Genomic DNA, 21,804 nt, shown 5'->3' with positions numbered 1-21,804 from the left:
TCCGGCGCCGCCCGCCGAGCTCGCGTACTTCCCCTGCGCGCAGTGGTCATGCGGGCGCGCCCGCAAGGAGATGGAGGTACCCCCGTGGCGGTGGCCGACGAGTTCAGCCGACCGTCCGTGACGGCGCCGGAGTACGACCGGCAGCCGCCTCAGGACGTCGCGGCGGAGCAGTCGGTGCTCGGCGGCATGCTGCTGAGCAAGGACGCGATCGCCGACGTCGTGGAGGTCTTGCACGGCAACGACTTCTACCGTCCTGCGCACCAGGTGATCTTCGACTGCATCCTGGACCTCTACGGGCGCGGTGAGCCCGCCGACGCGATCACCGTCGCCGCGGAGCTCAACCGCACCGACCAGCTGTCCAAGATGGGCGGCGCGGTCTACCTGCACACGGTCATCGCCTCGACGCCGACGGCCGCGAACGCCGGCTACTACGCGGCGATCGTCGCCGAGCAGGCCGTGCTGCGGCGCCTGGTCGAGGCCGGTACCCGCGTCGTGCAGCTCGGCTACGGTGCGGCCGGGGGCAAGGGGGACGTCGACGACATCGTCGACCGCGCCCAGCAGGAGATCTACGACGTCACCGAGAAGCGGATGAGCGAGGACTACGCGCGCCTCGAGGACGTCCTGCAGCCGACGATGGACGAGCTGGACGCCATCGCCTCCCGGGGCGGCACCGCGCGCGGTGTCCCCACCGGCATCCGTGACCTCGACGAGTTGACCAACGGCCTGCAGGCCGGGCAGATGGTCGTCATCGCGGCCCGACCCGGTGTCGGCAAGAGCACGCTGGGCCTGGACATCGCACGCTCGGCCACGGTCAGGCACCAGATGCCGGCGGTGATCTTCTCGCTCGAGATGAGCAAGCACGAGATCACCATGCGTCTGCTCTCGGCCGAGGCGAAGGTGCCGCTGCACCACATGCGCGCCGGCACCCTCTCCGACGAGGACTGGGCGAAGCTGGCGCGCCGCATGGGTGAGGTGGCCGACGCCCCGCTCTACATCGACGACTCGCCGAACATGACGATGATGGAGATCCGCGCAAAGGCCCGGCGGCTCAAGCAGCGCAACGACCTCAAGCTCGTGGTCATCGACTACCTGCAGCTGATGACGTCGGGCAAGCGGGTCGAGAGCCGTCAGCAGGAGGTCTCGGAGTTCTCTCGCGCCCTGAAGCTGCTGGCCAAGGAGATCGAGGTCCCGGTCATCGCGATGTCGCAGCTGAACCGTGGCTCGGAACAGCGCCAGGACAAGAAGCCGATGCTGTCGGACCTCCGTGAGTCCGGCTCCATCGAGCAGGACGCCGACATGGTCATGATGATCCACCGCGAGGACATGTACGAGAAGGAGTCCCCGCGGGCCGGTGAGGCCGACATCATGCTGGTCAAGCACCGCAACGGCCCGACGGCCAACGTCACGGTCGCCTTCCAGGGCCACTACAGCCGCTTCGTGGACATGGCGAACTGAGCGGCCGTAGGGCGACAGGTCAGAGGCCGCCCGCCTCATCGGGCGGCGTCAGCGAACGACGCGGGAACGTCAGCACTGGCGACGCTCGGTGTCATCGGGCCTGTGGGCAAGTGACGTCCAGGCGTCACCGGGCCCTGACCAAGCACGGCGTCCGCCGGCGGGCGCTCGGCACTGGGCGGGTGCAGGTCACCTCTAAGTACAGGCGCAGGTCTGGGCCCATCGCCTTTCGGGTCTGGTCGACAGGCCGGGGTTGCGGGCCCGTCCCGGTATCCTTCCGGGCAGGGCGCATCAGTCGCCCCGGGAACGCACAGGGTCCCAGCCAAAGCGATCTCGAGCGGGGCCTCCGGGACTGCTCCCGGTTCGGTCGACTCCTTGCCTGTGAGGCTCCGGCTTCGCTGGAAGGATCAGCACCGTACCCAAACGGTTCCCGCCGGAGTTCCGGCGTGACGTGATCGCCGTGGCCCGCAAGGGCGAGGCGTCGGTCTCCCGAGTCGCGCGCGACTTCGGGATCTCGGAGTCCTGTCTGCAGCGCTGGTTGAAGATCGCCGACCGGGAGGACGGGCTCGCGCCACCGGCCTCAAGCGATCGCGGCGGAAGCGGCAAGCCGGATGAGTCGGCGGAGCTGCGGGAGCTGCGCCGGCGCAACAACGCCGCCGGTGAGAACCGGGTCGCCCGGTTGTGCGCCCAGCAGCGGAACTGTCGACTCTCGCGGGTCAAGTCTGCGGGTTCGCCGGGTTGTGCGTGGAAACAGACAGGTGAGGCAGTCGTCATCGGGCCGAAACGAGACGCTGGAACGGTCAGGGCACCCATCACCCCCTCATCGGAAGGCGTTGTATGCGTCGCCTACATGGCACACGGGTCGTTCCCCTGACAGCGGCTGTTCTCGGAGTTTCGCTAGTCGTCCCAGCCACTGCCCATGCTCAACCCCGGGGGGAGCACCCGGGAAGGGCCACCTTCGACATCATGGAGACCACGGTCTCCGAGGTTCAGGCTGCGTTCCGTAGCGGCAAGCTCACCTGTGTCGAACTCGTCCAGGATTACCTGGACCGCATCGAGGCCTACGACGACCAGTTCGCATCCATCGTGACGATCAACCCGGACGCGTTGGAGACCGCAGCCGAGAAGGACGCGGAGTACGAGAAGGACAAGAATTCCGTCGGCAGCCTGCACTGCGTCCCGATCCTGCTGAAGGACAACTTCAACACCGCCGACATGCCCACCACCTCCAGCTCGGAGGCGATGGAAGGCATGATCCCGGCTGAAGACGCCACGACTGTCGCTGCCATGCGAGACGAGGGCGCTCTGATCCTCGGCAAGACGCATCTCCACGAATTCGCCCGTGGCGGGGAGAGTCTTTCCAGCCTCGGCGACCAGGTCCACAACCCGTACGACCTCACCCGTACACCGGGAGGCTCGAGCGGCGGAACGGGTGCGGCCCTGGCCGCGAACTTCGGCCTCATCGGCACCGGCAGCGACACCGGGCAGTCGATCCGCTCCCCAAGCTCGGCCAACAGCCTGGTCGGCATCCGGCCGACCCGTGGACTGGTGAGCCGCCACGGAGTGGCACCGAACAGCTACACCCAGGACGAGATCGGCCCCATTGCGCGCACCGTCGAGGACGCCGCCCGCCTCCTCGACGTCATGGTGGGCTACGACCCCGAGGATCCGATCACCGCCAACGGTGACGGGATGACCCCGAACTCCTATCTGGACGGCCTCACCGAGAAGGCGCTCAAGGGCACCCGGATCGGCCTCATGACCAACCTGATGGGCGACGACCCGGAGGTCCACGGCGAGGTGAACGCCGTCGTCGACGACGCCGTGAAGCAGATGGAGGCTCTCGGCGCCGAGGTGGTCCCGTTCGAGATGGAGGGCTTCGAGGAGCTGAGCGGCCAGGTCTCCACCAGCAACTGGGAAGCGGCGGAGGCGATGGCGGACTACCTCGAGGACTTCGGTTCCGGCACCCCGTACAACTCCCTGGCGGACATCGCCGAGACCGGCGAGGCGGCGCCGTCGGTCCAGCAGACCCTGCAGGAGGAGGTGGAGCTGCTCGGCGGCGGCGGCACGAGCACGCCGGAGTACCTCCAGCGCTACGCCAACCGGGACAAGATGCGCAACCTCGTCCTCAGCACGATGGCCGACCTCGACCTCGACGCCATCGTCTATCCACACCAGAAGCGCCTTGTGGTGCCGATCGGGGAGTCGCAGGTCGAGCGGAACGGCTTGATGTCCAACAGCACCGGCTTGCCGGCGGTCACCTTCCAAGGCGGGTTCTCCGCTCCGACGGAGGCCGCGCCTGTTGGCGTCCCGATCGGCATCGAGCTGCTCGGCCGCGCCTACAGCGAGGACGACCTTCTCGCCTACGCCTACGCGTTCGAGCAGGCCGCCGACGTCCGTGTCCCGCCCGCTTCCGCCCCGGCACTGGAGACCAGTCATCCGGGAGGGCGATGACCCAGGGCTGCTGCAAAGTCGCGAGACGAGTGCCTGAACCAGGAGTTTGAGGGCGGGCACGGGCCGGAGTGATCCGAGGGTGCGTGAAGCCATCGGTCACCAGCGAGAGGCCCGTGCCCGTCTTGAACTTCCCCGTCCGTCCTGCTCGACACGGTTACCAAAGCTCGCCTGCCGCCCGGTCGGCCGGATGCCGCCGCGTCGATCCCCCTGCTACAAGCGCTGGCTGTGGTCCCTCATCCCCGCAGGGCCCGGGGTCGCCCTCACAGTCAGCAATCGATCCTGCTGGTCACGGTCGGCGCCGTGCCGGCCGGGTACACGCTCGTACGCGGCTATCGCCCGATGAGCCCGCGGAACTGTCCCCGGATCGGTTGACTCTTCGCCTGTGAGGCAGCCGTTTTGCTGTAAAGACGTACGCGTGGCGCCTGGAACCGCCTGGTTGGCGCAAGCAGAGATCCGCGACGCTGCTTGTCACCGATCACTGTGGAGAAGCGTCGAGGCCCGTCACCGATGACACCAGGCGTCGTGCGCACCGACAGTTGCATGTCGCCCTACAAACCGCACGACGAGGCCCGCGGGTCGCGGAGCGGTGAACGGGAGAGGCCCAGAACCATGACGGTTCTGGGCCTCTCCCGTTCGGCGCTACCGCTGGATCAGGCGGCGGCCTTCTGCTGCAGGGCGCGGCGGACCTTGGGCCCGCCGGTCGTCATCTTGTACAGCTTGGCCAGCTGCGCCGGGGCGTTCTTCGGCGTCGTCTCGGCCAGCCAGCCGTTGGGCAGCGACAGGCGGATGACCTTGTGCCACGCGCTCGCGACCTGCTTGTACAGCGGGGCCGAGTGGTAGGTGAGGCCGTACCGGTCGAAGATGTCCTTCACCTTCGGCGCGATCTCCGCGTAGCGGTTGCTCGGGATGTCCGGGAACAGGTGGTGCTCCACCTGGTGCGACAGGTTGCCGGTCATGATGTGCATGGCCTTGCTGCCCGAGATGTTGGCCGAGCCGAGCATCTGGCGGACGTACCACTCGCCGCGGGTCTCCCCGTCGATCGAGGTCTTCTCGAAGGTCTCGACCCCCTCGGGGAAGTGCCCACACATGATCACCGAGTGCGACCAGAGGTTGCGCACCACGTTGGCGGTGAAGTTGGCTGCCAGCGTCGGCAGGAACGACGGGCCCGAGAGCAGCGGGTGGACGACGTAGTCCTTGGCCGCCTGGTTGCGGATCTTCTTCAGCACCTGCTTGGCGGCGGCCCGGAACTTGGGGTCGTTGCGGCGCTTCTTCGTGGCCAGGTTCTTGCCCAGCTCGAGGTCGTAGGCGGCGATCCCGTACTCGAAGAAGCAGGCGTTGATGAAGTTCCACAGCGGCTGCGCAAGGTACATCGGGTGCCAGCGCTGGTCCTCGTCGACGCGCATGATGCCGTAGCCGAGGTCGTTGTCCTTGCCGATCACGTTGGTGTACGTGTGGTGCAGCTCGTTGTGCGAGTGCTTCCACTGCTCGGCCGGGCTGGCCATGTCCCACTCCCACGTCGTGGAGTGGATCTTCGGGTCGCGCATCCAGTCCCACTGCCCGTGGAGGATGTTGTGCCCGATCTCCATGTTCTCGAGGATCTTGGCGACCGACAGGCCGGCCGTCCCGAGCAGCCATGCCGGCGGGAACTTCGAGAACAGCAGGACGGCGCGGCTGCCCAGCTCGAGCTTGCGCTGCACGTCGATGACGGTGCGGATGTACTTCGCGTCGTTCTCGCCCAGGCTGTCGCGGATCTCCTGGCGGATGGTGTCGAGCTCCTTGCCGATCATCTCGACGTCCTCGGCGGACAGGTGGGCGATCGGGTTCTCGGGCTTCTTCTGGATGACGGTCATGTCCGGGCTCCTGTGGCTCGAGGCGGTCAGTGGTCGATGGCGCAGGCGCCGGCGGCGGCGCTGACGCAGGTCTGGATGAGGACGCCGTCACCGACGTCCTCGGCGGTGGTGATCTCGCCGTTGCGCAGGTCGCGGACGGCGCCCTCGCGCAGCGGGAGGACGCAGCCGTAGCAGATGCCCATCCGGCAGCCACTGGGCATGAGGACGCCGGCCTCCTCGGCGGCGTCGAGGATCGGCGTGGCGCCGTCCGCCTCGACGGTGGTCCCGTTCTTGGTGAAGCTGACCGTGCCGCCCTCGCCGGTCACGAGGATCCGCGGGCGGAAGCGCTCGGTGTAGAGCCGGTCGGCGATGCCGACCGAGGCCCAGTGCTCCTCCAGCGCTTCGAGCATGCCCACGGGGCCGCAGGCCCAGGTGGCGCGCTCGTGCAGGTCGGGCACCAGCTCGGCGATGGACCGGGCGTCGAGCATCCCGGCGCTGTCGGTGTGCTGCTCGATCAGCCGGATCCGGCCCTCGGCGGCCATCTGCCGCAGCTCGGCGCCGAAGACGACGTCCTCGGCCGTGGGCGAGGAGTGGACCAGCACGGTGTCGGTGAGCTGGTCGGCGTGGTTGCGCAGAATGCCCATGACCGGCGTGATGCCGGAGCCGGCGGTGACGAACAGCGCCTTCGCCGGCGCCTGCTCGGGGAGGCAGAACTCCCCGGTGGCCTGGTCCAGCTGGATGATCGTGCCGGGGCGGACCCGGTGCACCAGGTGGTTGCTGACCTTGCCGTCGGGGATGGCCTTGACCGTGATGGTGAAGCAGCCGTCGGCGCGGTCGAGGATCGAGGTGATCGAGTAGGCGCGCCACTGGCGGACGCCGTCGATGTCGATCCCGATGCGGACGTACTGGCCGGGGACGTGCGGCAGCCAGTCGCGACCCGGGCGGATCACGATGCTGGCGGCGTCCCGGGTCTCCCGCTGCACGGCCTCGATCCGGCCGCGGAGGGCCGCACCGGAGCGGAGCGGGTCGAACAGGTCGAGGTAGTCGACCGGCAGCAGCGGGGTGGTCACGAGCTCGGCGAGCTTGAGCACCCGGTCGCGCAGCGCGCTCCGCGCCGGCGGACGGGCCGCGGCGGGGCGGGCGGTTGCTGTCATGTACACAGCTTTCCCAGTCCGGCAGTCAAGTACCTGTGCTCCGGACGTGAATCGGCGGGTAGCTTCTGTTCGCCGAAGACAAAGGAGGTCAGATGACACCGGACCCCGCGCCCTTCCCCGAAGCGGTCGCGGAGGCGATGCGCACCGAGCTGCCGAGGGTGGCCGAGCGCGCGGTCGAGGAGATCATCGTCGCGGTGCCGGGCTACGCCGATGCGTTCCTCGGCCCGATGGGGCGCAAGATCTCCACCGCTGTCGAGCTGACCCTCCGTGGGTTCCTCCAGCTGGCCGCCGCCGGCGGCAATGCCGACGCCGGCACGCCCGGGGGGTCGGTCGTCGAGGCCGCGTACGCCCTCGGCAGGGGAGAGGCGCGCAGCGGGCGCTCGATGGACGCGCTGCTGGCCGCCTACCGGGTCGGCGCCCGGGTGTCCTGGCGGGACATGAGCGCCGCCGCGGTCACCGCCGGTCTGGGGCCGGAGGCGCTCGCCCGGTTCGCCGAGCTGGTCTTCGCCTACATCGACCAGCTGTCCGCCGCGAGCGTCGCCGGCCACGCCGACGAGCTGGCGTCCAGCGGCCGGGCCCGCCAGCGCATGCTCGAGCGCCTGGCGCACGGGCTGCTCACCGGCGGCCCGCACACGGAGCTGGTGGCGCTGGCGCAGCGGGCCGAGTGGACGGCGCCGCGCACCCTCACGGCCGTCCTGCTCCCGGACGGCCGGACCCGGGGCGCGATGGTCTCCCTCGACCCGCGCACGCTCGTCGCCGCCGAGGACGTCCCCGACGTGGACCGGACCGGGGATCTCGCCGTGCTGCTGGTGCCGGACGCCGAGGGTGCCGCCCGCGGGGCGCTGCTGCGCGGACTCGGGGGCCGCGAGGCGGTGGTCGGGCCGGCGCGACCCTGGTGGAACGTCCAGGCGTCGTACCGCCGGGCGCTGCGGGCGCTGCGCCTCGGGATGACACCGGGCGACGGCGGGCCGCTGGACACCGACGCCCGCCTGGCCGAGCTGGTCGTGCGCGCCGACGAGGACGCCCTGGCCGACCTGCGGGCCCGGGTGCTGGCGCCCCTGGAGTCGGTGGGGGACACCGCGCGCGAGAAGCTGACCGAGACCCTGCGCTCCTGGCTGCTGCACCACGGCCGGCGCGAGCAGGTCGCCGCGGCCCTCTTCGTGCACCCGCAGACCGTCCGCTACCGGATGACGCAGCTGCGGGAGCTCTACGGGCCGCGCCTGGAGGACCCGCAGACGGTCCGGGACCTCACCGTGGCCCTCGGCGTCGCCTTGCCCGCGGCTCCGCCGACGCCGGGCGAGCAGTGACGGCGACGCCTGGGCGGAGCCGGCGACCCGATCGCCGGCGGACGGCCCGCGCGGCGCACGCTGACCCGCGGGTGTGCGCGTCAGACGGGGCGGAGGACGGCGACCAGGAAGTCCGACTCGGGGGTGAACGGCCGCAGGTCCCAGGTGGAGAGCAGCACGTCCGGTGCCCAGCCGGCCGCCCCTGCGTCGGTCAGGAACTCGTCGAACTCGTAACCGCGGCCCGCGCCGAAGCCGATGACGGCCCGCCCCTCGGGAGCCACGTGCGCCCGGAGCCGGCGCAGCACCGCATCCCTCGTCGAGGGAGCCAGGAACGCCATCACGTTCCCGGCGCTGACGATCGCGTCGAACGGCTCGGTGATGCCGTGGGCGGTCAGGTCGAGCTCGGCCAGGTCGCCGACCAGCCAGCGCGGGCCGGGATGGTCCTCCTCCGCGGCGGCGACGAGCACCGGGTCGACGTCGACGCCGACGACGTGGTGCCCGACCTCGTGCAGGTGGGCGCCGACCCGCCCCGGCCCGCAGCCCGCGTCCAGGACCCGCGACCCGCGGGGCAGCATCGCGTCGACCAACCGCGCCTCACCGACCAGGTCCATCCCCTGCTCGGCCAGCGTGCGGAACCGCTGCACGTAGGCCGCCGAGTGCTCCGGGTCCTCCTGGGTCATCCGCATCCACGTGCTGGGCTCCGGCACGTCGCCTCCTCCTCGATCCGACCAGCAGCCATTCTCGACGATCACCCGCGCGCTCGCCGGAACCCTCCTGACGGCGATGACCGTCGTCGACCTGCCGACGCCCCACCGGGAACGGGTCGCGGGTCCGCTCACTCGGGGATCCGCCAGTCAGGCGGCTCGGCGGGCTGCAGCAGCGGGTCGTCGGCGGCCAGGGTGCGCACCGGCCCGGGGGGCGTCGACGGTCCCTCGAAGCGCACCGTGACCCGGCCGAGGCCCCGACCCCACACCCAGCCGGCCCCCAGCTCCTCGTGCCGCACGTCCTGACCGGGCCACCAGCGCTTCTCGACCGGCAGCTCGGGCTGCTCCGCCGGTTCCTCCGTGCCGGTGGCCGCGGGCTCCTCCGGCACGGACTCCGCGTCCTGGGCGAACAGGTCGCCCTGGGCGTAGAGCGAGAGCCCGGAGACCCCCACGCCCAGCAGCCGCAGCCCTCCGCTGGTACCGGCCTCGGTGAGCAGCCGACGGGCGGTCGCGGCGATCAGCCGGGCGTCGTCGGTGGGCTGGGGCAGCGTCTGGGACCGGGTGATCGTGGTGAAGTCGTACCGCCGCAGCTTCACCGTGACGGTCCGGCCCGAGTACGCCGAGGACCGCAGCCGGTTGCCCACCCGGGTCGCCATCGAGTCGATCTCCCGCCCGAGGACGGCGAGGTCGGTGAGGTCGCGCTCGAACGTCTCCTCGTGCGACACCGACTTCACCTCCCGGTCGGGGACGACCCCGCGGTCGTCGTCCGCCCGCGCCAGCGCGTACAGCCCCGCGCCGTGGGCCCGTCCGGCAAGCGCAACCAGATCGGGCAGCGACTTGGCGGCGAGGTCGGCCACGGTCGACACCCCGACCTGACGCAGCCGCTCCGCCGTCGCGGGGCCGACCCCGCCGAGGCGGGTGACCGGCAGCGGGTGCAGCACGTCGAGCTCGCCGCCCGGCGGGACGACGAGGAGGCCGTCGGGCTTGTCGAGGTCGGAGGCGATCTTCGCCATCAACTTGGAGGTGCCGATGCCGACCGATCCGGTGACGCCCCCGGTGGCCGCTGCGATCCGCTCTTTGAGGCTCAGCCCCAGTTCCGTCACGCCGGAAACGGAGAGGTCGTGCCCCGGCCCCGCGGCGAGGTCGACGTACGCCTCGTCGATCGAGACCGGCTCGACCAGCGGGGAGAGTCCGCGGAGGAGTTCCATGACGACGTCCGAGGTGCGCCGGTAGGCGGCGAACCGGCCGCCGAGGAACGCCGTCCCCGGGGGGCAGCGCCGGCGGGCCTCGGCCGTGGACATCGCCGAGCGTGCCCCGTAGGCCCGCGCCTCGTAGGACGCCGTGGCGACGACGCCTCGTCCACCGACGCCCCCGACGACGACGGGCCGGCCGCGCAAGGAGGGCTTGTCGCGCTGCTCGACGGCGGCGAAGAAGGCATCCAGGTCCAGATGCAGGATGCTCGCCTCCCGCCGCATGCCTCCGATGATCCGCCCGGGGTGCCACGACGGTGGGAGCGGCCCGCCGTACCGGCTCGGCGCAGGGCCCGGTCGGCCCGGCCCGCTGCGGCCCAGCGCTCGCGGAGGTGCGCCGCGCGCCGGGGAGCTCCAGCGCACCGCGACGGCGCAGGCGGCGAGCATCGGCGCGGGCGCGGACGTCGAGCTCGTGCCGGGCGGGCCACCGTCTGCTCCGTCGTGTTCGTCGGGGCGCGGCTGACGTGCCTCGCGGTCGCCGCGCCCCCGACGCACGTCGACGCCCCGACGGGCAGGCTCATGGGAGCCACACGTCCTCGGAAGCGGCCCGACGGCCGAGGCGTGACAGGCCCGCGGCCACCAGCCATGCCGCGCCGAGACCGGCGCCCGCACCGGCCACGACCGTGGGCGTCCACGGCGGTTCCTGGCGGACGGCATCACCGGTGGCCGGATCCGTCCAGGTGCACGAGACACCCAGCGGCAGCGTGGATCCGGAGACCTGGACGTGCCACGTCTCGTGCGGTGGGCCGTACGGCACTCCGCGTGAGGTGCACGCCTCGTGGCGGCCGTCGCCGAGCGCTGTCCCCCAGGCTGCCGCCAGCGTGCCCAGCGCCGTCAGGGCGGCGAGTGCCAGCAGGACCGCGCCGGGAAGGGCGCGCAGCGGCCGCCTCGCCTCCTGCTCGGCCGTGCCGCCCCTCATCCTTCGGTGAAGGCGGCGGGGGGCAGCCAGTCGGCGTCGAGCAGCTCGGCGATCTCCTGCAGCGCCGAGGTGTCCGCCCCGGCGGTGGAGCCGCTCACGGCCAGCCGCTCCACCATCACGCGGGCCACCTGCTCCTCGACCGTGTCGGCGGCGAACGCCACCCGCCACGGCGAGGTGCGCCCGTCGCGGTGCGTCCGGCCGGTCACCTGGCGGGCCTGGATGCCGGAGAACCGCGGCTGGTGGAACAACCCCACCCGCGGGGCCCCGACGCCGACGAGCCGTCGGGCAGCAGCTCACCGGCGTGCAGGCTGATCGACGCGGTCACGGTGAAGACGCAGACGGTGGCCTCGCCGCGCTGGAAGCGCAGCCGCTCGGCCTCGACGTCGAACCGGTCGCGGCCGTAGATGCCGGCGACCGGGATGCCGCCGTCGAGCAGCGCCTCGCGGATCGGGTCGGCCGCGGTCTCGACGAACTCCACCGACACCGCCACCTGCCGCTCGGCCTCCACCTGCGCCCTGATCCAGTCGACGGTGGCCTGCACCCGGATCAGCCCGGCCTTCTGCCGGAACCGCAGCAGCGCCGCCCGGCCGCGCGCGGCCTGCCGCCCGCGCCGGGCCAACTGCATCTCTGCCCGGAACTCCGACCACTCGGCCTCGTACGACGCCCGTTCCGCCGGCGTCAGCAGCACCGGCGTGCCGGTGACCGAGACCGGCCCCCACGGCGCCGGCCGGTGGAGGGTCGCCGGCGGATCGGCGTCGGCCAGCCAGGACTGCAGGCGGGCCAGGTCGGCCCGGCGGCCGTCGACGTCGTCGGTCCACTGCCAGCCGTAGCGGCCACGTTCCACGTGGAACCTGTGCCGCTCCAGCGCCTTCGGCAGGTCGGCCCATTCCTTGATCGACTCCCCGTGCCGGGCGGCGAACTCCGGCGCCAGGTACGGCAGTTCGAGCGGCGTGTGGGCCGGTGTGGCCGTCGCGGCCAGCACGTACGGGGGGTCCTTGACCCGGGCGGCGCCGGAGACGGCCTTCCAGTGCTTCCACCGCTGGGTCGTCGTGTGCCGGACCATGTGCGCCTCGTCGGCGACGACGACGTCGAAGCGCAGCTTCGCCACCTTGCCCAGCCGGTCCCAGGTGGTCACGCACCAGCGCAGCCCGCCGTCGCCGAACCCGCCGATCGAGCGGGTCCAGTGCGGGATTGTGATGGCCGCCGGCCGGTCGGCGATCACCAGCACCGTGTGGACGTCGCGCTGCTCGGCGATCGCCTTCACCGCGAGGATCGCCGTGCCGGTCTTCCCGACGCCGGGGTCGTCGCCGAGCAGGAAGACGCGCCCGCCCGACGCGGCGTGGGTCGCCACCACGTCGGCGCCGTCGCACTGCTGGTCGCGCGGCGTGAGCTGCCGGGCCTCGGGTAGCGGTCGCGGCATGTCGTTGAGCTCGTCCTCGAGGAAGCGCTCGAGGCCGTACGGCGGTGGGTCGTAAGGCGCGAGCTCGGCCGGGAGCTCCCGGCCGACCCACACGTGCGCCTGCAGGCCCGGGTGCCAGACGGCGCCCGGCGCGGGGGCGCGGAACGGCACGGCCAGCACCCACACCCGCTCCCCCGGACCCGCGGTGGGCAGTTCGGGCGCGGCCTTCGTCGGCGCGGCTGTGCGCGTGGACGCCCTTCTGGGCGCCGCCTTCGCCGCCGACCGGCGGGTGCGCGTGGCGCTGCTCGTGCGGCCGCTCCGGCGTCGTCCTGGCATCCACGTCCCCCTCGTGCTTCCCCCGGCACGGTAGAGGCGGGGACCGACGAGGCCGCGCAGGTGGCCGAGCGCGCCGTCGCCGGATCGTCAGCACGCGTCTCCTTCTCCGGCCGCCGTGGATGCGGTAGACCGGTTCCGTCAGAAGCCGGCGCCGGCAGCGACCGCCCGTGCGCCGACTTCTCCCGGCCCGGTGGTGCCTCGATCTACTGGACCGCGGACACCGGTGCGCACGAGATCTACGGGGCGATCCGGACCCGCTGGGCCGATTCGGGCTGGGAGCGCGGGCCCCTGGGCTACCCGACCAGCGGGGTCGAGACGTCGCGGGTGGCAGCCGGGTCGACTTCCAGGGCGGGTGCATCACGCTGGACAGCGCCACCGGCGAGACGGAGGTCGTGCTGGACCGAGCGAGGCGGCGGGGCGCACGTCACCGGGCGGTCTGGTGGAATCGCCCGGTGACGGAGAACCCCGACGAAGCCCTCGCCGCCCGGACGCTGGGCGAGGCCGGACCGCGCGTGGTCTTCGTGCACGGGCTGTTCGGCCAGGGGAAGAACTGGACGACCATCGCCAAGGGCCTGGCCGACGACCACCGGGTGACCCTGCTGGACCTGCCCAACCACGGCCACTCCCCCTGGACCGACCGCATCGACTACGTCGACATGGCGGAGATGGTCGCCGCGGAGCTGGCGTCCTACGGCGAGCCGGTCACGCTGGTCGGCCACTCGATGGGCGGCAAGGTGGCGATGCAGCTGGCGCTGCGCCGGCCGGAGCTGCTGCGGGCCCTGGTGGTCGTCGACATCGCGCCGGTCGAGTACCCGCTGCAGGGAGGACGCACCGAGGACCCCGACGAGGAGGCCTCGCCCTTCGCCGCCTTCATCGCCGCCATGCGGGCCGTCGACCTGGAGGCCCTGGAGTCGCGCGCCGACGCCGAGGCCGCCCTGCGCACCGCCGTCCCCAGCCGGATGGTGCGCAGTTTCCTGTTGCAGAGCCTGAGCCGCGAGGAGGGCGGGGACGGGTGGCACTGGCGGCTCAACCTCGAGCTGCTCGACCGCGACCTGGGTGAGCTGCGCGGCTTTCCCGAGCCGCCGCCGGGCGCCACCTTCGACGGGCCGGTGCTCTGGATCGCCGGCGCGAACTCCCACTACGTGCTGCCGGAGGACCGGCCGCACATGGACGCGCTCTTCCCCGCCACCCGGCTGGTGAAGGTCAAGAACGCCGGGCACTGGGTGCACTCCGAGCAGCCCGAGGTGTTCCTCGAGACGCTGCGCCGCTTCCTCCACGCGGTGGAGAAGTGACCGTCACCCGCTCGCTGCTGCTGTTCGCCCTCGCCGCGCTCGCCGAGATCGGCGGCGCCTGGCTGGTGTGGCAGGGCGTCCGGGAGCACCGCGGCTGGGGGTGGATCGGGGCCGGGGTGATCGCGCTCGGGCTGTACGGCCTCGTGGCCACGCTGCAACCCGACGCGCACTTCGGCCGGATCCTCGCCGCGTACGGCGGGGTCTTCGTCGCCGGATCGCTGGCCTGGGGCATGGTCGTCGACGGGTTCCACCCTGACCGGTACGACATCGCCGGCGCGCTCCTCTGCCTCGTCGGCGTCGCGGTGATCATGTACGCCCCGCGCGGCGCGTAGCGAGGGCGGACGGCCCTGCTCGTTCGGGAGCCAGGACCGAGGCGGAGAGGTCGACGCACGCATCGAGCTCATCGACCGTTCGCGGCTCGCGGCTCGCTGAACTGATGCTGCGCCACGGGGATGGGCGTGCAGCCAGATGTCATCGTGACGCTGCATCGACTGACGAGGATTTCGTCGAGACCTTGTGATCACCGGGGCGGTGTAGCCGCCTTGGCGTCAAGGGCCGGCGCGGCTGAGGATCTCGGACCCGTCCGGTCGGTAGGTGTGCCAGCGGCCGGTGCCGGGATCTCGCCTGATCGTGAACCGGCCCTCGTGGCACGAGGTGTGGTGCCGTTCGCACAGGAGCGCGCCGTTGTCGCAGCTCGTCGGCCCGCCGTGCGCCCAGTGCACGACATGGTGGACGTCGCACCACTCGGGCGGGGCGTCGCAGCCGGCGAAGACGCAGTGCCCATCGCGGATCTCGACGGCCCGGCGGATCGCCGCGCTCGCCGTCCGCTGCGCGCGTCCGACGTCCAGCGGCAGCCCGTCCGGGCCGGTGATGACCCGGACGACACCGGCGTCGCAGGCCAGCCGCCGCGCCGTCTCCGGGCTGATGGGACCGGCCCAGCCCAGGGAACCGCCCGCGACGCCATGGGCGCCGCGCTCGGCGGAGAGCGCGAACCAGTCGATCGTCACGCGTACGTGCGGCCGCTCGCCGCGCACGTCGGGGAGCGAGCCGCCATCGAGAGCTCCCCGGGCGAGCGCGACCAACGCATCGGCCTGCCGTTCGGCGTGCGAGCGGGGATCGCCGGCCGTGCGGTCGCCGTTCATGAGGGCGCGAGCGCGGTGTGCAGGAACTCGCCACCCACGGCATCCAGTTCGCCCCGCATGTGCACGCGTCCGTCCAGCCCGGACGACATGGTGAACCGGCGGCGGAGGCCGGCGGCGTCGTCCAGCGTCCCGTCGGGGTCCACCCCGGCGACCCACTGCTTGACGCCCCAGGCCGTCTCGTACGGGGCCGTCGCACGAGCGAGGTCGGCCAGGATGCCGTCGGTCTCGCCGAGGTCGATCCCCGCATCGGCCGCCTGGGCGATGCGGTCGGGCGTCATGGCCTTCGTCATGACGCGGGCGTGCACCGCGCTGATCTCCCCGGTGGCGAAGGCCGCCGCGGTGTGCGGGAGCTGCTCCAGCCGTCGGCCGGTCGACACCGTCGCCGTCGCCTGCTCCGGAGCCATCCGGCAGCTGCCGCGCAGCCAGGCCTGCATCGAGACGCACCGTCGCGGCGGTACGCCTCCCGGCGGTCGGCCGCGCGGACCGCGGAGGTCAGCGCCGCCGCAACCCGGTTGGCGGTGACCGACAGTTCGCCGACGAGGTCGAGGAGCGTGTCCCCGGACAGTTCCGCGAGGTCGATCCCGGCCAGCTCGTCGAGGGCGGACAGCAGCTCGGGGACCGTGCCCCTCCTTCCGGTCCGCGACCTCGTCGACGCACCCGAGCTAGGCCGCGGGTAGGACAGAAAAGAGCAGGTCAGCAGCCGTATCGGCAGAGATGATCGGTGCCGCCGCACTGACCTGCCGGACGACATGGGAGCGGCCGACCCGGCAGAGGGCTGATGTCGGGTTCTTCGCCCCGATGCTCCTCCTGCGGCATCGCGTCCGCCGGCTTCTGGGCCGCGCCCGCGGCCCTGGAAACCTCGGCACGCCGCTGCCATCCTGACCGCGTGCGGCAGGAGTCGGTGGTGCACCGCCTGCACCCCGTGCTGCGCCCGTACGTCGCAGCCGCGGTCGGCTACCGGCACGAGGGCTTCCCGCCCGGCGAGCACCTGGGCCTGCCCTCGCCCTGGCTGACCGTCGTCGTGACGCTGGACGAACCGCTGCAGATGGCCGCCCACCCCGACCCGGCCCAGGCTCCCGGGCGGTTCGACGCGCTCGTCGGCGGGCTGCACATCCGGCCGGCGCGGATCGTGCATCCCGGCCGGCAGGCGGGCGTGCAGCTGTCGTTGACGCCACTGGGCGCCCGGGCCCTGCTCGGCTGCCCGGCCGGGGAGCTCGCCTCGATCGACGTGCCGCTCGAGTACCTGCTCGGTCCCGCGGGCACCCAGCTGACCGACCGGGTGCGGACCGCCTGCGGCTGGGCGGACCGGTTCGCCGCCCTGGAGCAGGTGCTGCGACGGGGGCTGAACCTCGATGCCGACCTCCCGCCCGAGGTGGCCGCGGCGTGGCGGCTGACGACGGCGACGAGAGGGCGCATGCCGGTGGCCGAGGTGGCCCGGCGGACCGGCTGGTCGGTCCGGTACCTGGAGAAGCGGTTCCGCGCCGAAACGGGGCTGAGCCCCAAGGAGGCGGCCCGGGTGGTGCGCTTCGACCGGGCCCGGCGGGCGCTGGCCGCGCGCATCGCCGCGGGCCGGGCAGCCGACCTCGCGTCGCTCGCGGTGGCCGGCGGCTTCAGCGACCAGGCCCACCTCACCCGTGAGTGGCGCGCCTTCTCCGGGCTGCCGCCCACCCGCTGGCTGGCCGCGGAGTTCGGGAACGTACAAGACATCGAGGCCGTCACCAGCGCACTCTCGGCGTCATGACGACCTCCCAGCAGACCGTGCCGCCCCCGCAGGTGTGGCCGGCATTCCGTGCCCGCGACGCCCGTGCGCTCATCCGGTTCCTCGTCGACGCCTTCGGCTTCGAGGAGACCGCCGTCTACGGCGAGGGCGACCGCGTCGACCACGCCCAGCTCGACTGGCCCGAGGGGGGCGGGGTGATGCTCGGCTCGGCGCGCGAGGACCCGGACGACCCCTGGCCGGCCCGGCCGGGCACCGCCGCCTGCTACGTGGTCACCGCCGACCCCGACGGCCTGCACACCCGGGCGCGCGCCGCCGGAGCCGAGATCGTGCGGGCCCCGTACACCACCGACCACGGGTCGCGGGACGTCGAGCTCCGTGACCCGGAGGGCAACCTGTGGCAGTTCGGCACCTACCGCGGTGAGCCACGCCGGCCACGCTGACCGGTGGCGCGCCGTCCTGCCGGGTGCACGGGACCATGACCGACCTGTCCTGAGCAGCGCGGGGTGGCGCAGCCCGGGAGGTCCGCGGCGGCGCCGACGGCGGTCCGGGTCGCGGCGGAGGCCGTGGGCACGCCAAGATCACCGCATGAGCGACGCACGTGCCGGACAGCCCGCCCAGCCCGCCGACCTGATCGACGTCGCCTCGTTGGTCAGCGCCTACTACACGGTCGAGCCGGACCCGGCGGAGCCCGCGCAGCAGGTGGCGTTCGGCACCTCCGGCCACCGGGGGTCGGCGTTCGACGCGGCCTTCAACGAGCCGCACATCCTCGCGACCACCCAGGCGATCTGCGAGTACCGCGCGGAGCAGGGCTATGACGGGCCGCTCTTCCTCGGCCGGGACACCCACGCGCTGTCCGAGCCAGCCTGGGCGACGGCGCTCGAGGTGCTGGCCGCCAACGACGTGACCGTCCTGGTCGACGCGGGCGGGCGCTACACCCCCACGCCGGCGATCAGCCACGCCATCCTGCGGGCCAACGCCGGCCGCACCTCGGGGATGGCCGACGGCATCGTCGTCACCCCGTCGCACAACCCGCCGCGCGACGGCGGGTTCAAGTACAACCCGCCCAACGGCGGTCCCGCGGACACCGACGCCACCGGCTGGATCGCCGGGCGGGCCAACGAGCTGCTGCGCGCCGGGCTGAGCGGGGTGCGCCGGGTTCCGCTGGACCAGGCCCGCTCGGCCGCGGAGACCTACGACTTCCTCGGCAGCTACGTCGACGACCTGCCCTCGGTGGTCGACCTCGACGCGATCCGCGACGCCGGTGTCCGGATCGGCGCCGACCCCCTCGGCGGCGCCAGCGTCGACTACTGGGCCGCCATCGCCGAGCGGCACCGGCTCGATCTGACGGTGGTCAACCCGCTGGTGGACCCGACCTGGCGGTTCATGACGCTGGACTGGGACGGCAAGATCCGGATGGACTGCTCGTCCCCGTCGGCGATGGCCTCGCTGGTCGACCGCCGCAACGAGTTCCAGATCGCCACCGGCAACGACGCCGACGCCGACCGGCACGGCATCGTCACCCCCGACGCCGGCCTGATGAACCCCAACCACTTCCTCGCCGTCGCGATCGCCTATCTGCTCAGCCACCGCCCGGGGTGGGCGAAGGACGTCGCCGTCGGCAAGACGCTGGTGTCCAGCTCGCTCATCGACCGGGTCGTGGCCGATCTCGGCCGGCGACTGGTCGAGGTGCCGGTCGGCTTCAAGTGGTTCGTGCCGGGCCTGCTGGACGGGTCGGTCGGCTTCGGTGGCGAGGAGTCGGCCGGCGCCTCGTTCCTGCGCCGTGACGGCGGCGTCTGGACGACGGACAAGGACGGCATCCTGCTGGCACTGCTGGCTGCCGAGATCCAGGCGGTGACGGGCCGGTCCCCCTCCAAGCTGCACCGGCAGCTCACCGACCACTTCGGGGAGTCCGCCTACGCCCGCATCGACGCCCCCGCCTCCCGGGAGCAGAAGGCGGCGCTGGGCAAGCTCTCCCCCGAGGCCGTCTCGGCGACCGAGCTGGCGGGCGAGCCGATCACCGCCAAGCTCACCCGGGCACCCGGCAACGACGCCCCGATCGGCGGGCTCAAGGTGACGACGGAGAATGCGTGGTTCGCCGCCCGCCCGTCCGGCACCGAGGACGTCTACAAGATCTACGCCGAGTCCTTCCGCGGTCCCGAGCACCTCGCGCAGGTGCAGGAGGAGGCCCGGGCCGTCGTCGGCGAGGCGCTCGGCGGGTAGGTGGCGCCGGGCGTGCGGCCGGGCCCGCCACCGCATGTCCCGCCTCGGCCGGGCCGCGGCCTGGGCGCAGGGCTGGGGGAGGACTTCCGGGTCAGCGGCGGGGGGCTGACCGGCGGCGGGCCTTGTCGGCGTACATGTCGTCGTCGGCGGCCCGCACCACCCGCTCGTCGACCGCCCCGGGCTCCTCGCCGCCCAGCGCGGTGCCGATGCCGATGCTGATGCCCACCGGGACCCGGATGCCGTCGAGGTCCAGCGGCTCGGTGACCGTGGTGCGCAGCCGGTCGGCCAGCGCCTCGGCGTCCGCCGGCTCGGTGTTCTCGCAGACGATGCTGAACTCGTCGCCACCCAGCCGGGCCGCGGTGTCGCTGGCCCGCAGCACCGACCGCAGCCGCTCGGCGAAGGACACGAGCACCTGGTCGCCCATCGGGTGACCCAGCTCGTCGTTGATCGCCTTGAAGCCGTCCAGGTCGATGATGAGCACGCAGGTCGGGGTGTTCTCCCGGTGCCCGCGGTCGAGGGCGTGCCGCAGCCGGTCGCGGAACAGCAGCCGGTTGGGCAGCCCGGTGAGCGGGTCGTGCAGCGAGCGGTGCACCAGCTGCGCCTCGAGCGCCTTGCGCTCGGTGATGTCCTCGACGATGAGCACCAGGTGCGCCGCCTGCCCGTCGGTCTCGGGGACCCACGAGGCGGTGATCTGCACCGGCACGTCGGACCCGTCCGCCCGCGTCAGCCGGGTCTCGTGCCGCATCGGCCGGTCGGGGTGGGCGATGAGCGTGGCGTGCGCCTCCTGCGCGGCGGTGACCGCGTCGGGGTGCACGAACTCCATCATCGAGCGCCCGTGCAGCTCGTCCGGCCCTCGGCCGACCATTCCCGACAGCGCGGGGTTGACGTCGACGAGCAGGCCGTCAGGGGTCGTCAACGCGATCCCCATCGGCGCGTTGGCGAAGACGCTCCGCCGATCCGCCGGGGGCAGCGTGCCGGCCACCTCGCTCACTCCACACCTCCCGTGCTGCGCCCATCTTGCGGGACGGGGCCGTCGGACTGCTCCCCGGACCGGCCGCCGTCGAGCCGGACCGCCTGATCGGGGGAACGCCGGGCGGACGGGGCAGGATGCGGATGTACCCGCTGCCGCACCGAGGAGACGCAGATGAACGAGTTCGACCTGGTGCTGCCCACCGCCGTCGACGTCCGCGAGGTGGGCATGCGCGACGGGCTCCAGCTGGAGGCCCCCGTGCCGCTGGAGGCCAAGCTGGAGATGCTGGAGGCGCTGGTGGCCACCGGCGTCCGGCGGATCGAGGTGACGTCGTTCGTGTCGCCGAAGGCGGTGCCCGCGCTGGCCGACGCCGACCAGGTCGCCGCCGAGCTGGGCCGGTGGCCCGAGGTGCACTGGTCGGCGCTGGTGGCCAACCCGCGCGGCGCCGTCCGCGCCGTCGACGCCGGCATCGCCGACCTGGAGTACGTCGTCTCCGCTTCCGACGGGCACAGCCGGGCCAACGCCGGGCGGAGCACCGCCGAGGCCCTGGCCGCGGTGGGCGAGATCGCCGGGCTCGCCCACGGCGCCGGCGGCTCCCTCGAGGTGATCATCGCGACCGCCTGGGACTGCCCGTTCGAGGGCCGCACGCCGGTGGTCCGCACGGTCGACGTCGCGCGCGCCGCCGTCACCGCCGGCGCCGACCAGCTCTGCCTCGGTGACACCATCGGGACGACCACGCCGCTGCGCGTGGTCACCCTGCTCGACGCCGTCCGGCGGGCCTGCCCGGGCATCGCCGTGGGGGTGCACTTCCACGACACCCGGGGCACCGGTCAGGCCAACGCGCTGGTCGCTGTGCAAGCGGGCGTCACCCAGCTCGACGCGTCGGTCGGTGGTCTGGGGGGCTGCCCGTTCGCCCCGGGCGCCAGCGGCAACATCGCGACCGAGGAGCTGGTCTACATGCTGGAGGAGTCCGGGGTCCGCACCGGTGTGGACCTCGACCGGCTGCTGACGGCGGCCCGGATCACCGAGCAGGCCGTCGGGCACGAGCTCCCCAGCTCGCTGCACCGCGCCGGTGGCCGGTCGGTCCCGCGCGCCGCCGGGGACCGCTGATGCCGGCCGACGCGGTGCCCGAGCCGCCGCGGATCGTCGACCCCCGGGTGCTGCGCGACGTACTGGGCCACTTCGCCTCCGGGGTGACCGTAGTCACGGCGGACACCCCGGACGGGCCGATCGGGTTCACCTGCCAGTCCTTCAGCTCCCTCTCCCTCGACCCTCCGCTGGTCGCCTTCGCCCCGGCGCGCACCTCCCGCACCTGGACGCGCCTGCGGGAGATCGGGCGGTTCTGCGTCAACGTGCTGGCCGAGGGGCAGGACGCCGTCTCGCAGAACTTCGCCCGGTCCGGCGCCGACAAGTTCGCGGGCGTGCCCTGGCGGGCGAGCGCCCACGGCTCACCCGTGCTCGACGACGTGGTGGCCTGGATCGACGGCGAGCTGTGGGCGGAGTACGACGGCGGCGACCACACGATCGTCGTGGCCCGGGTGCTCGACCTGGGGGCCGCGCCCGACCGCCGTCCCCTGCTCTTCCACCGCGGCGCCTATGGGCTGCTGCGCGACCGCGGGGACTGACCGCGGTTCCCGGGACCGGTTCCCGGGCACCGTCCGGAGCGGATGCGCACGC

23 protein-coding genes are annotated in these 21,804 nt (G+C 72.9%); 13 read left to right on the top strand and 10 right to left on the bottom strand.

Annotated features, from left to right (window positions below):
• Positions 1-84 precede the first annotated feature (84 nt).
• The 3 genes from dnaB (at position 85) to ABC795_RS17715 (ending at position 3,906) form a co-directional block, all read left to right on the top strand.
• Positions 85-1,455, top strand: coding sequence for a replicative DNA helicase (gene dnaB / locus ABC795_RS17725; protein WP_347058675.1), 1,371 nt, complete (start codon positions 85-87; stop codon positions 1,453-1,455).
• A 403-nt stretch (positions 1,456-1,858) separates the two neighbouring features.
• A complete protein-coding gene (locus tag ABC795_RS17720) occupies positions 1,859-2,326 on the top strand; it encodes a transposase (protein WP_347060744.1) in 468 nt (155 codons plus the stop codon).
• A gap of 92 nt (positions 2,327-2,418) precedes the next feature.
• Positions 2,419-3,906: an amidase gene (locus ABC795_RS17715; protein ID WP_347058674.1), complete on the top strand. Its 1,488-nt coding sequence runs from the start codon at positions 2,419-2,421 to the stop codon at positions 3,904-3,906.
• Between the two features lie 650 nt (positions 3,907-4,556).
• On the opposite strand, the gene ABC795_RS17710 is transcribed toward ABC795_RS17715, so the two are convergent.
• Together ABC795_RS17710 and ABC795_RS17705 are read right to left on the bottom strand one after the other, a co-directional pair.
• Positions 4,557-5,756 (bottom strand): acyl-CoA desaturase, encoded by a 1,200-nt coding sequence (locus ABC795_RS17710; RefSeq protein WP_347058673.1) that lies wholly within the window; start codon positions 5,754-5,756, stop codon positions 4,557-4,559.
• A gap of 26 nt (positions 5,757-5,782) precedes the next feature.
• A complete protein-coding gene (locus ABC795_RS17705) occupies positions 5,783-6,889 on the bottom strand; it encodes a ferredoxin reductase (RefSeq protein ID WP_347058672.1) in 1,107 nt (368 codons plus the stop codon).
• Positions 6,890-6,981: 92 nt separating this feature from the next.
• Between ABC795_RS17705 and ABC795_RS17700 the strand changes: the two genes are divergently transcribed.
• The gene (locus ABC795_RS17700) at positions 6,982-8,196 is read left to right on the top strand and encodes a helix-turn-helix domain-containing protein (protein ID WP_347058671.1); all 1,215 of its coding nucleotides are present in this window, start codon (positions 6,982-6,984) and stop codon (positions 8,194-8,196) included.
• Between the two features lie 80 nt (positions 8,197-8,276).
• Here ABC795_RS17700 and ABC795_RS17695 read toward each other — a convergent pair whose 3' ends face one another.
• The 5 genes from ABC795_RS17695 to ABC795_RS17675 form a co-directional block, all read right to left on the bottom strand.
• Complete coding sequence (locus ABC795_RS17695; RefSeq protein ID WP_347058670.1) at positions 8,277-8,882, bottom strand: class I SAM-dependent methyltransferase; 606 nt, start codon at positions 8,880-8,882, stop codon at positions 8,277-8,279.
• Between the two features lie 128 nt (positions 8,883-9,010).
• Complete coding sequence (locus ABC795_RS17690) at positions 9,011-10,354, bottom strand: DNA polymerase IV (RefSeq protein WP_347058669.1); 1,344 nt, start codon at positions 10,352-10,354, stop codon at positions 9,011-9,013.
• 292 nt (positions 10,355-10,646) lie between these two features.
• Positions 10,647-11,048, bottom strand: a complete 402-nt coding sequence (locus ABC795_RS17685; protein WP_347058668.1) for a hypothetical protein — start codon at positions 11,046-11,048, stop codon at positions 10,647-10,649.
• Positions 11,045-11,254: a hypothetical protein gene (locus ABC795_RS17680; protein ID WP_347058667.1), complete on the bottom strand. Its 210-nt coding sequence runs from the start codon at positions 11,252-11,254 to the stop codon at positions 11,045-11,047. Before ABC795_RS17680 ends, ABC795_RS17685 begins: the two co-directional genes overlap by 4 nt.
• On the bottom strand, positions 11,251-12,627 hold the full coding sequence (locus ABC795_RS17675) for a helicase (RefSeq protein WP_347058666.1): 1,377 nt from the start codon (positions 12,625-12,627) through the stop codon (positions 11,251-11,253). Before ABC795_RS17675 ends, ABC795_RS17680 begins: the two co-directional genes overlap by 4 nt.
• Before the next feature lie 67 nt (positions 12,628-12,694).
• Here ABC795_RS17675 and ABC795_RS17670 point away from each other — a divergent pair, with 67 nt between their 5' ends.
• Genes ABC795_RS17670 through ABC795_RS17655 form a run of 4 tightly spaced genes read left to right on the top strand, consistent with a single transcriptional unit; the run spans position 12,695 to position 14,407 of the window.
• A complete protein-coding gene (locus ABC795_RS17670) occupies positions 12,695-12,817 on the top strand; it encodes a hypothetical protein (RefSeq protein WP_347058664.1) in 123 nt (40 codons plus the stop codon).
• Positions 12,818-12,843: 26 nt separating this feature from the next.
• Positions 12,844-13,239: a hypothetical protein gene (locus ABC795_RS17665; RefSeq protein WP_347058662.1), complete on the top strand. Its 396-nt coding sequence runs from the start codon at positions 12,844-12,846 to the stop codon at positions 13,237-13,239.
• Positions 13,236-14,075, top strand: a complete 840-nt coding sequence (locus ABC795_RS17660) for an alpha/beta fold hydrolase (RefSeq protein ID WP_347058660.1) — start codon at positions 13,236-13,238, stop codon at positions 14,073-14,075. The genes ABC795_RS17665 and ABC795_RS17660 overlap by 4 nt, the downstream gene beginning before the upstream one ends.
• Positions 14,072-14,407 carry a YnfA family protein gene (locus ABC795_RS17655; RefSeq protein ID WP_347058658.1) on the top strand — a complete coding sequence of 112 codons (336 nt, stop codon included), beginning with the start codon at positions 14,072-14,074 and terminating at the stop codon, positions 14,405-14,407. Before ABC795_RS17660 ends, ABC795_RS17655 begins: the two co-directional genes overlap by 4 nt.
• A 216-nt stretch (positions 14,408-14,623) precedes the next feature.
• On the opposite strand, the gene ABC795_RS17650 is transcribed toward ABC795_RS17655, so the two are convergent.
• The gene (locus ABC795_RS17650; RefSeq protein ID WP_347058656.1) at positions 14,624-15,217 is read right to left on the bottom strand and encodes a DUF222 domain-containing protein; all 594 of its coding nucleotides are present in this window, start codon (positions 15,215-15,217) and stop codon (positions 14,624-14,626) included.
• Entirely contained in the window at positions 15,214-15,651 is a 438-nt protein-coding gene (locus ABC795_RS17645) for a DUF222 domain-containing protein (protein ID WP_347058654.1), read from the bottom strand. Before ABC795_RS17645 ends, ABC795_RS17650 begins: the two co-directional genes overlap by 4 nt.
• A 452-nt stretch (positions 15,652-16,103) precedes the next feature.
• On the opposite strand from ABC795_RS17645, the gene ABC795_RS17640 reads away from it, so the two are divergent.
• The 3 genes from ABC795_RS17640 (at position 16,104) to pgm (ending at position 19,157) form a co-directional block, all read left to right on the top strand.
• The gene (locus ABC795_RS17640; protein ID WP_347058652.1) at positions 16,104-16,958 is read left to right on the top strand and encodes a helix-turn-helix domain-containing protein; all 855 of its coding nucleotides are present in this window, start codon (positions 16,104-16,106) and stop codon (positions 16,956-16,958) included.
• Positions 16,955-17,377 (top strand): VOC family protein, encoded by a 423-nt coding sequence (locus tag ABC795_RS17635; protein ID WP_347058650.1) that lies wholly within the window; start codon positions 16,955-16,957, stop codon positions 17,375-17,377. The genes ABC795_RS17640 and ABC795_RS17635 overlap by 4 nt, the downstream gene beginning before the upstream one ends.
• Before the next feature lie 145 nt (positions 17,378-17,522).
• On the top strand, positions 17,523-19,157 hold the full coding sequence (pgm, locus tag ABC795_RS17630; RefSeq protein ID WP_347058648.1) for a phosphoglucomutase (alpha-D-glucose-1,6-bisphosphate-dependent): 1,635 nt from the start codon (positions 17,523-17,525) through the stop codon (positions 19,155-19,157).
• A 91-nt stretch (positions 19,158-19,248) separates the two neighbouring features.
• Here the strand turns inward: pgm and ABC795_RS17625 are convergent, their stop codons facing one another.
• A complete protein-coding gene (locus ABC795_RS17625) occupies positions 19,249-20,148 on the bottom strand; it encodes a diguanylate cyclase (protein ID WP_347058647.1) in 900 nt (299 codons plus the stop codon).
• A 153-nt stretch (positions 20,149-20,301) separates the two neighbouring features.
• On the opposite strand from ABC795_RS17625, the gene ABC795_RS17620 reads away from it, so the two are divergent.
• Together ABC795_RS17620 and ABC795_RS17615 are read left to right on the top strand one after the other, a co-directional pair.
• Positions 20,302-21,237: a hydroxymethylglutaryl-CoA lyase gene (locus tag ABC795_RS17620; RefSeq protein WP_347058645.1), complete on the top strand. Its 936-nt coding sequence runs from the start codon at positions 20,302-20,304 to the stop codon at positions 21,235-21,237.
• On the top strand, positions 21,237-21,752 hold the full coding sequence (locus ABC795_RS17615) for a flavin reductase family protein (protein ID WP_347058643.1): 516 nt from the start codon (positions 21,237-21,239) through the stop codon (positions 21,750-21,752). The genes ABC795_RS17620 and ABC795_RS17615 overlap by 1 nt, the downstream gene beginning before the upstream one ends.
• Positions 21,753-21,804: the final 52 nt, after the last annotated feature.

Source organism: Blastococcus sp. HT6-30 (assembly GCF_039729015.1).
In the GTDB taxonomy this organism is placed as follows: domain Bacteria; phylum Actinomycetota; class Actinomycetes; order Mycobacteriales; family Geodermatophilaceae; genus Blastococcus.
Note: the sequence above shows the minus strand (reverse complement) of the source record. Positions and strands in the feature narration are given on the sequence as shown.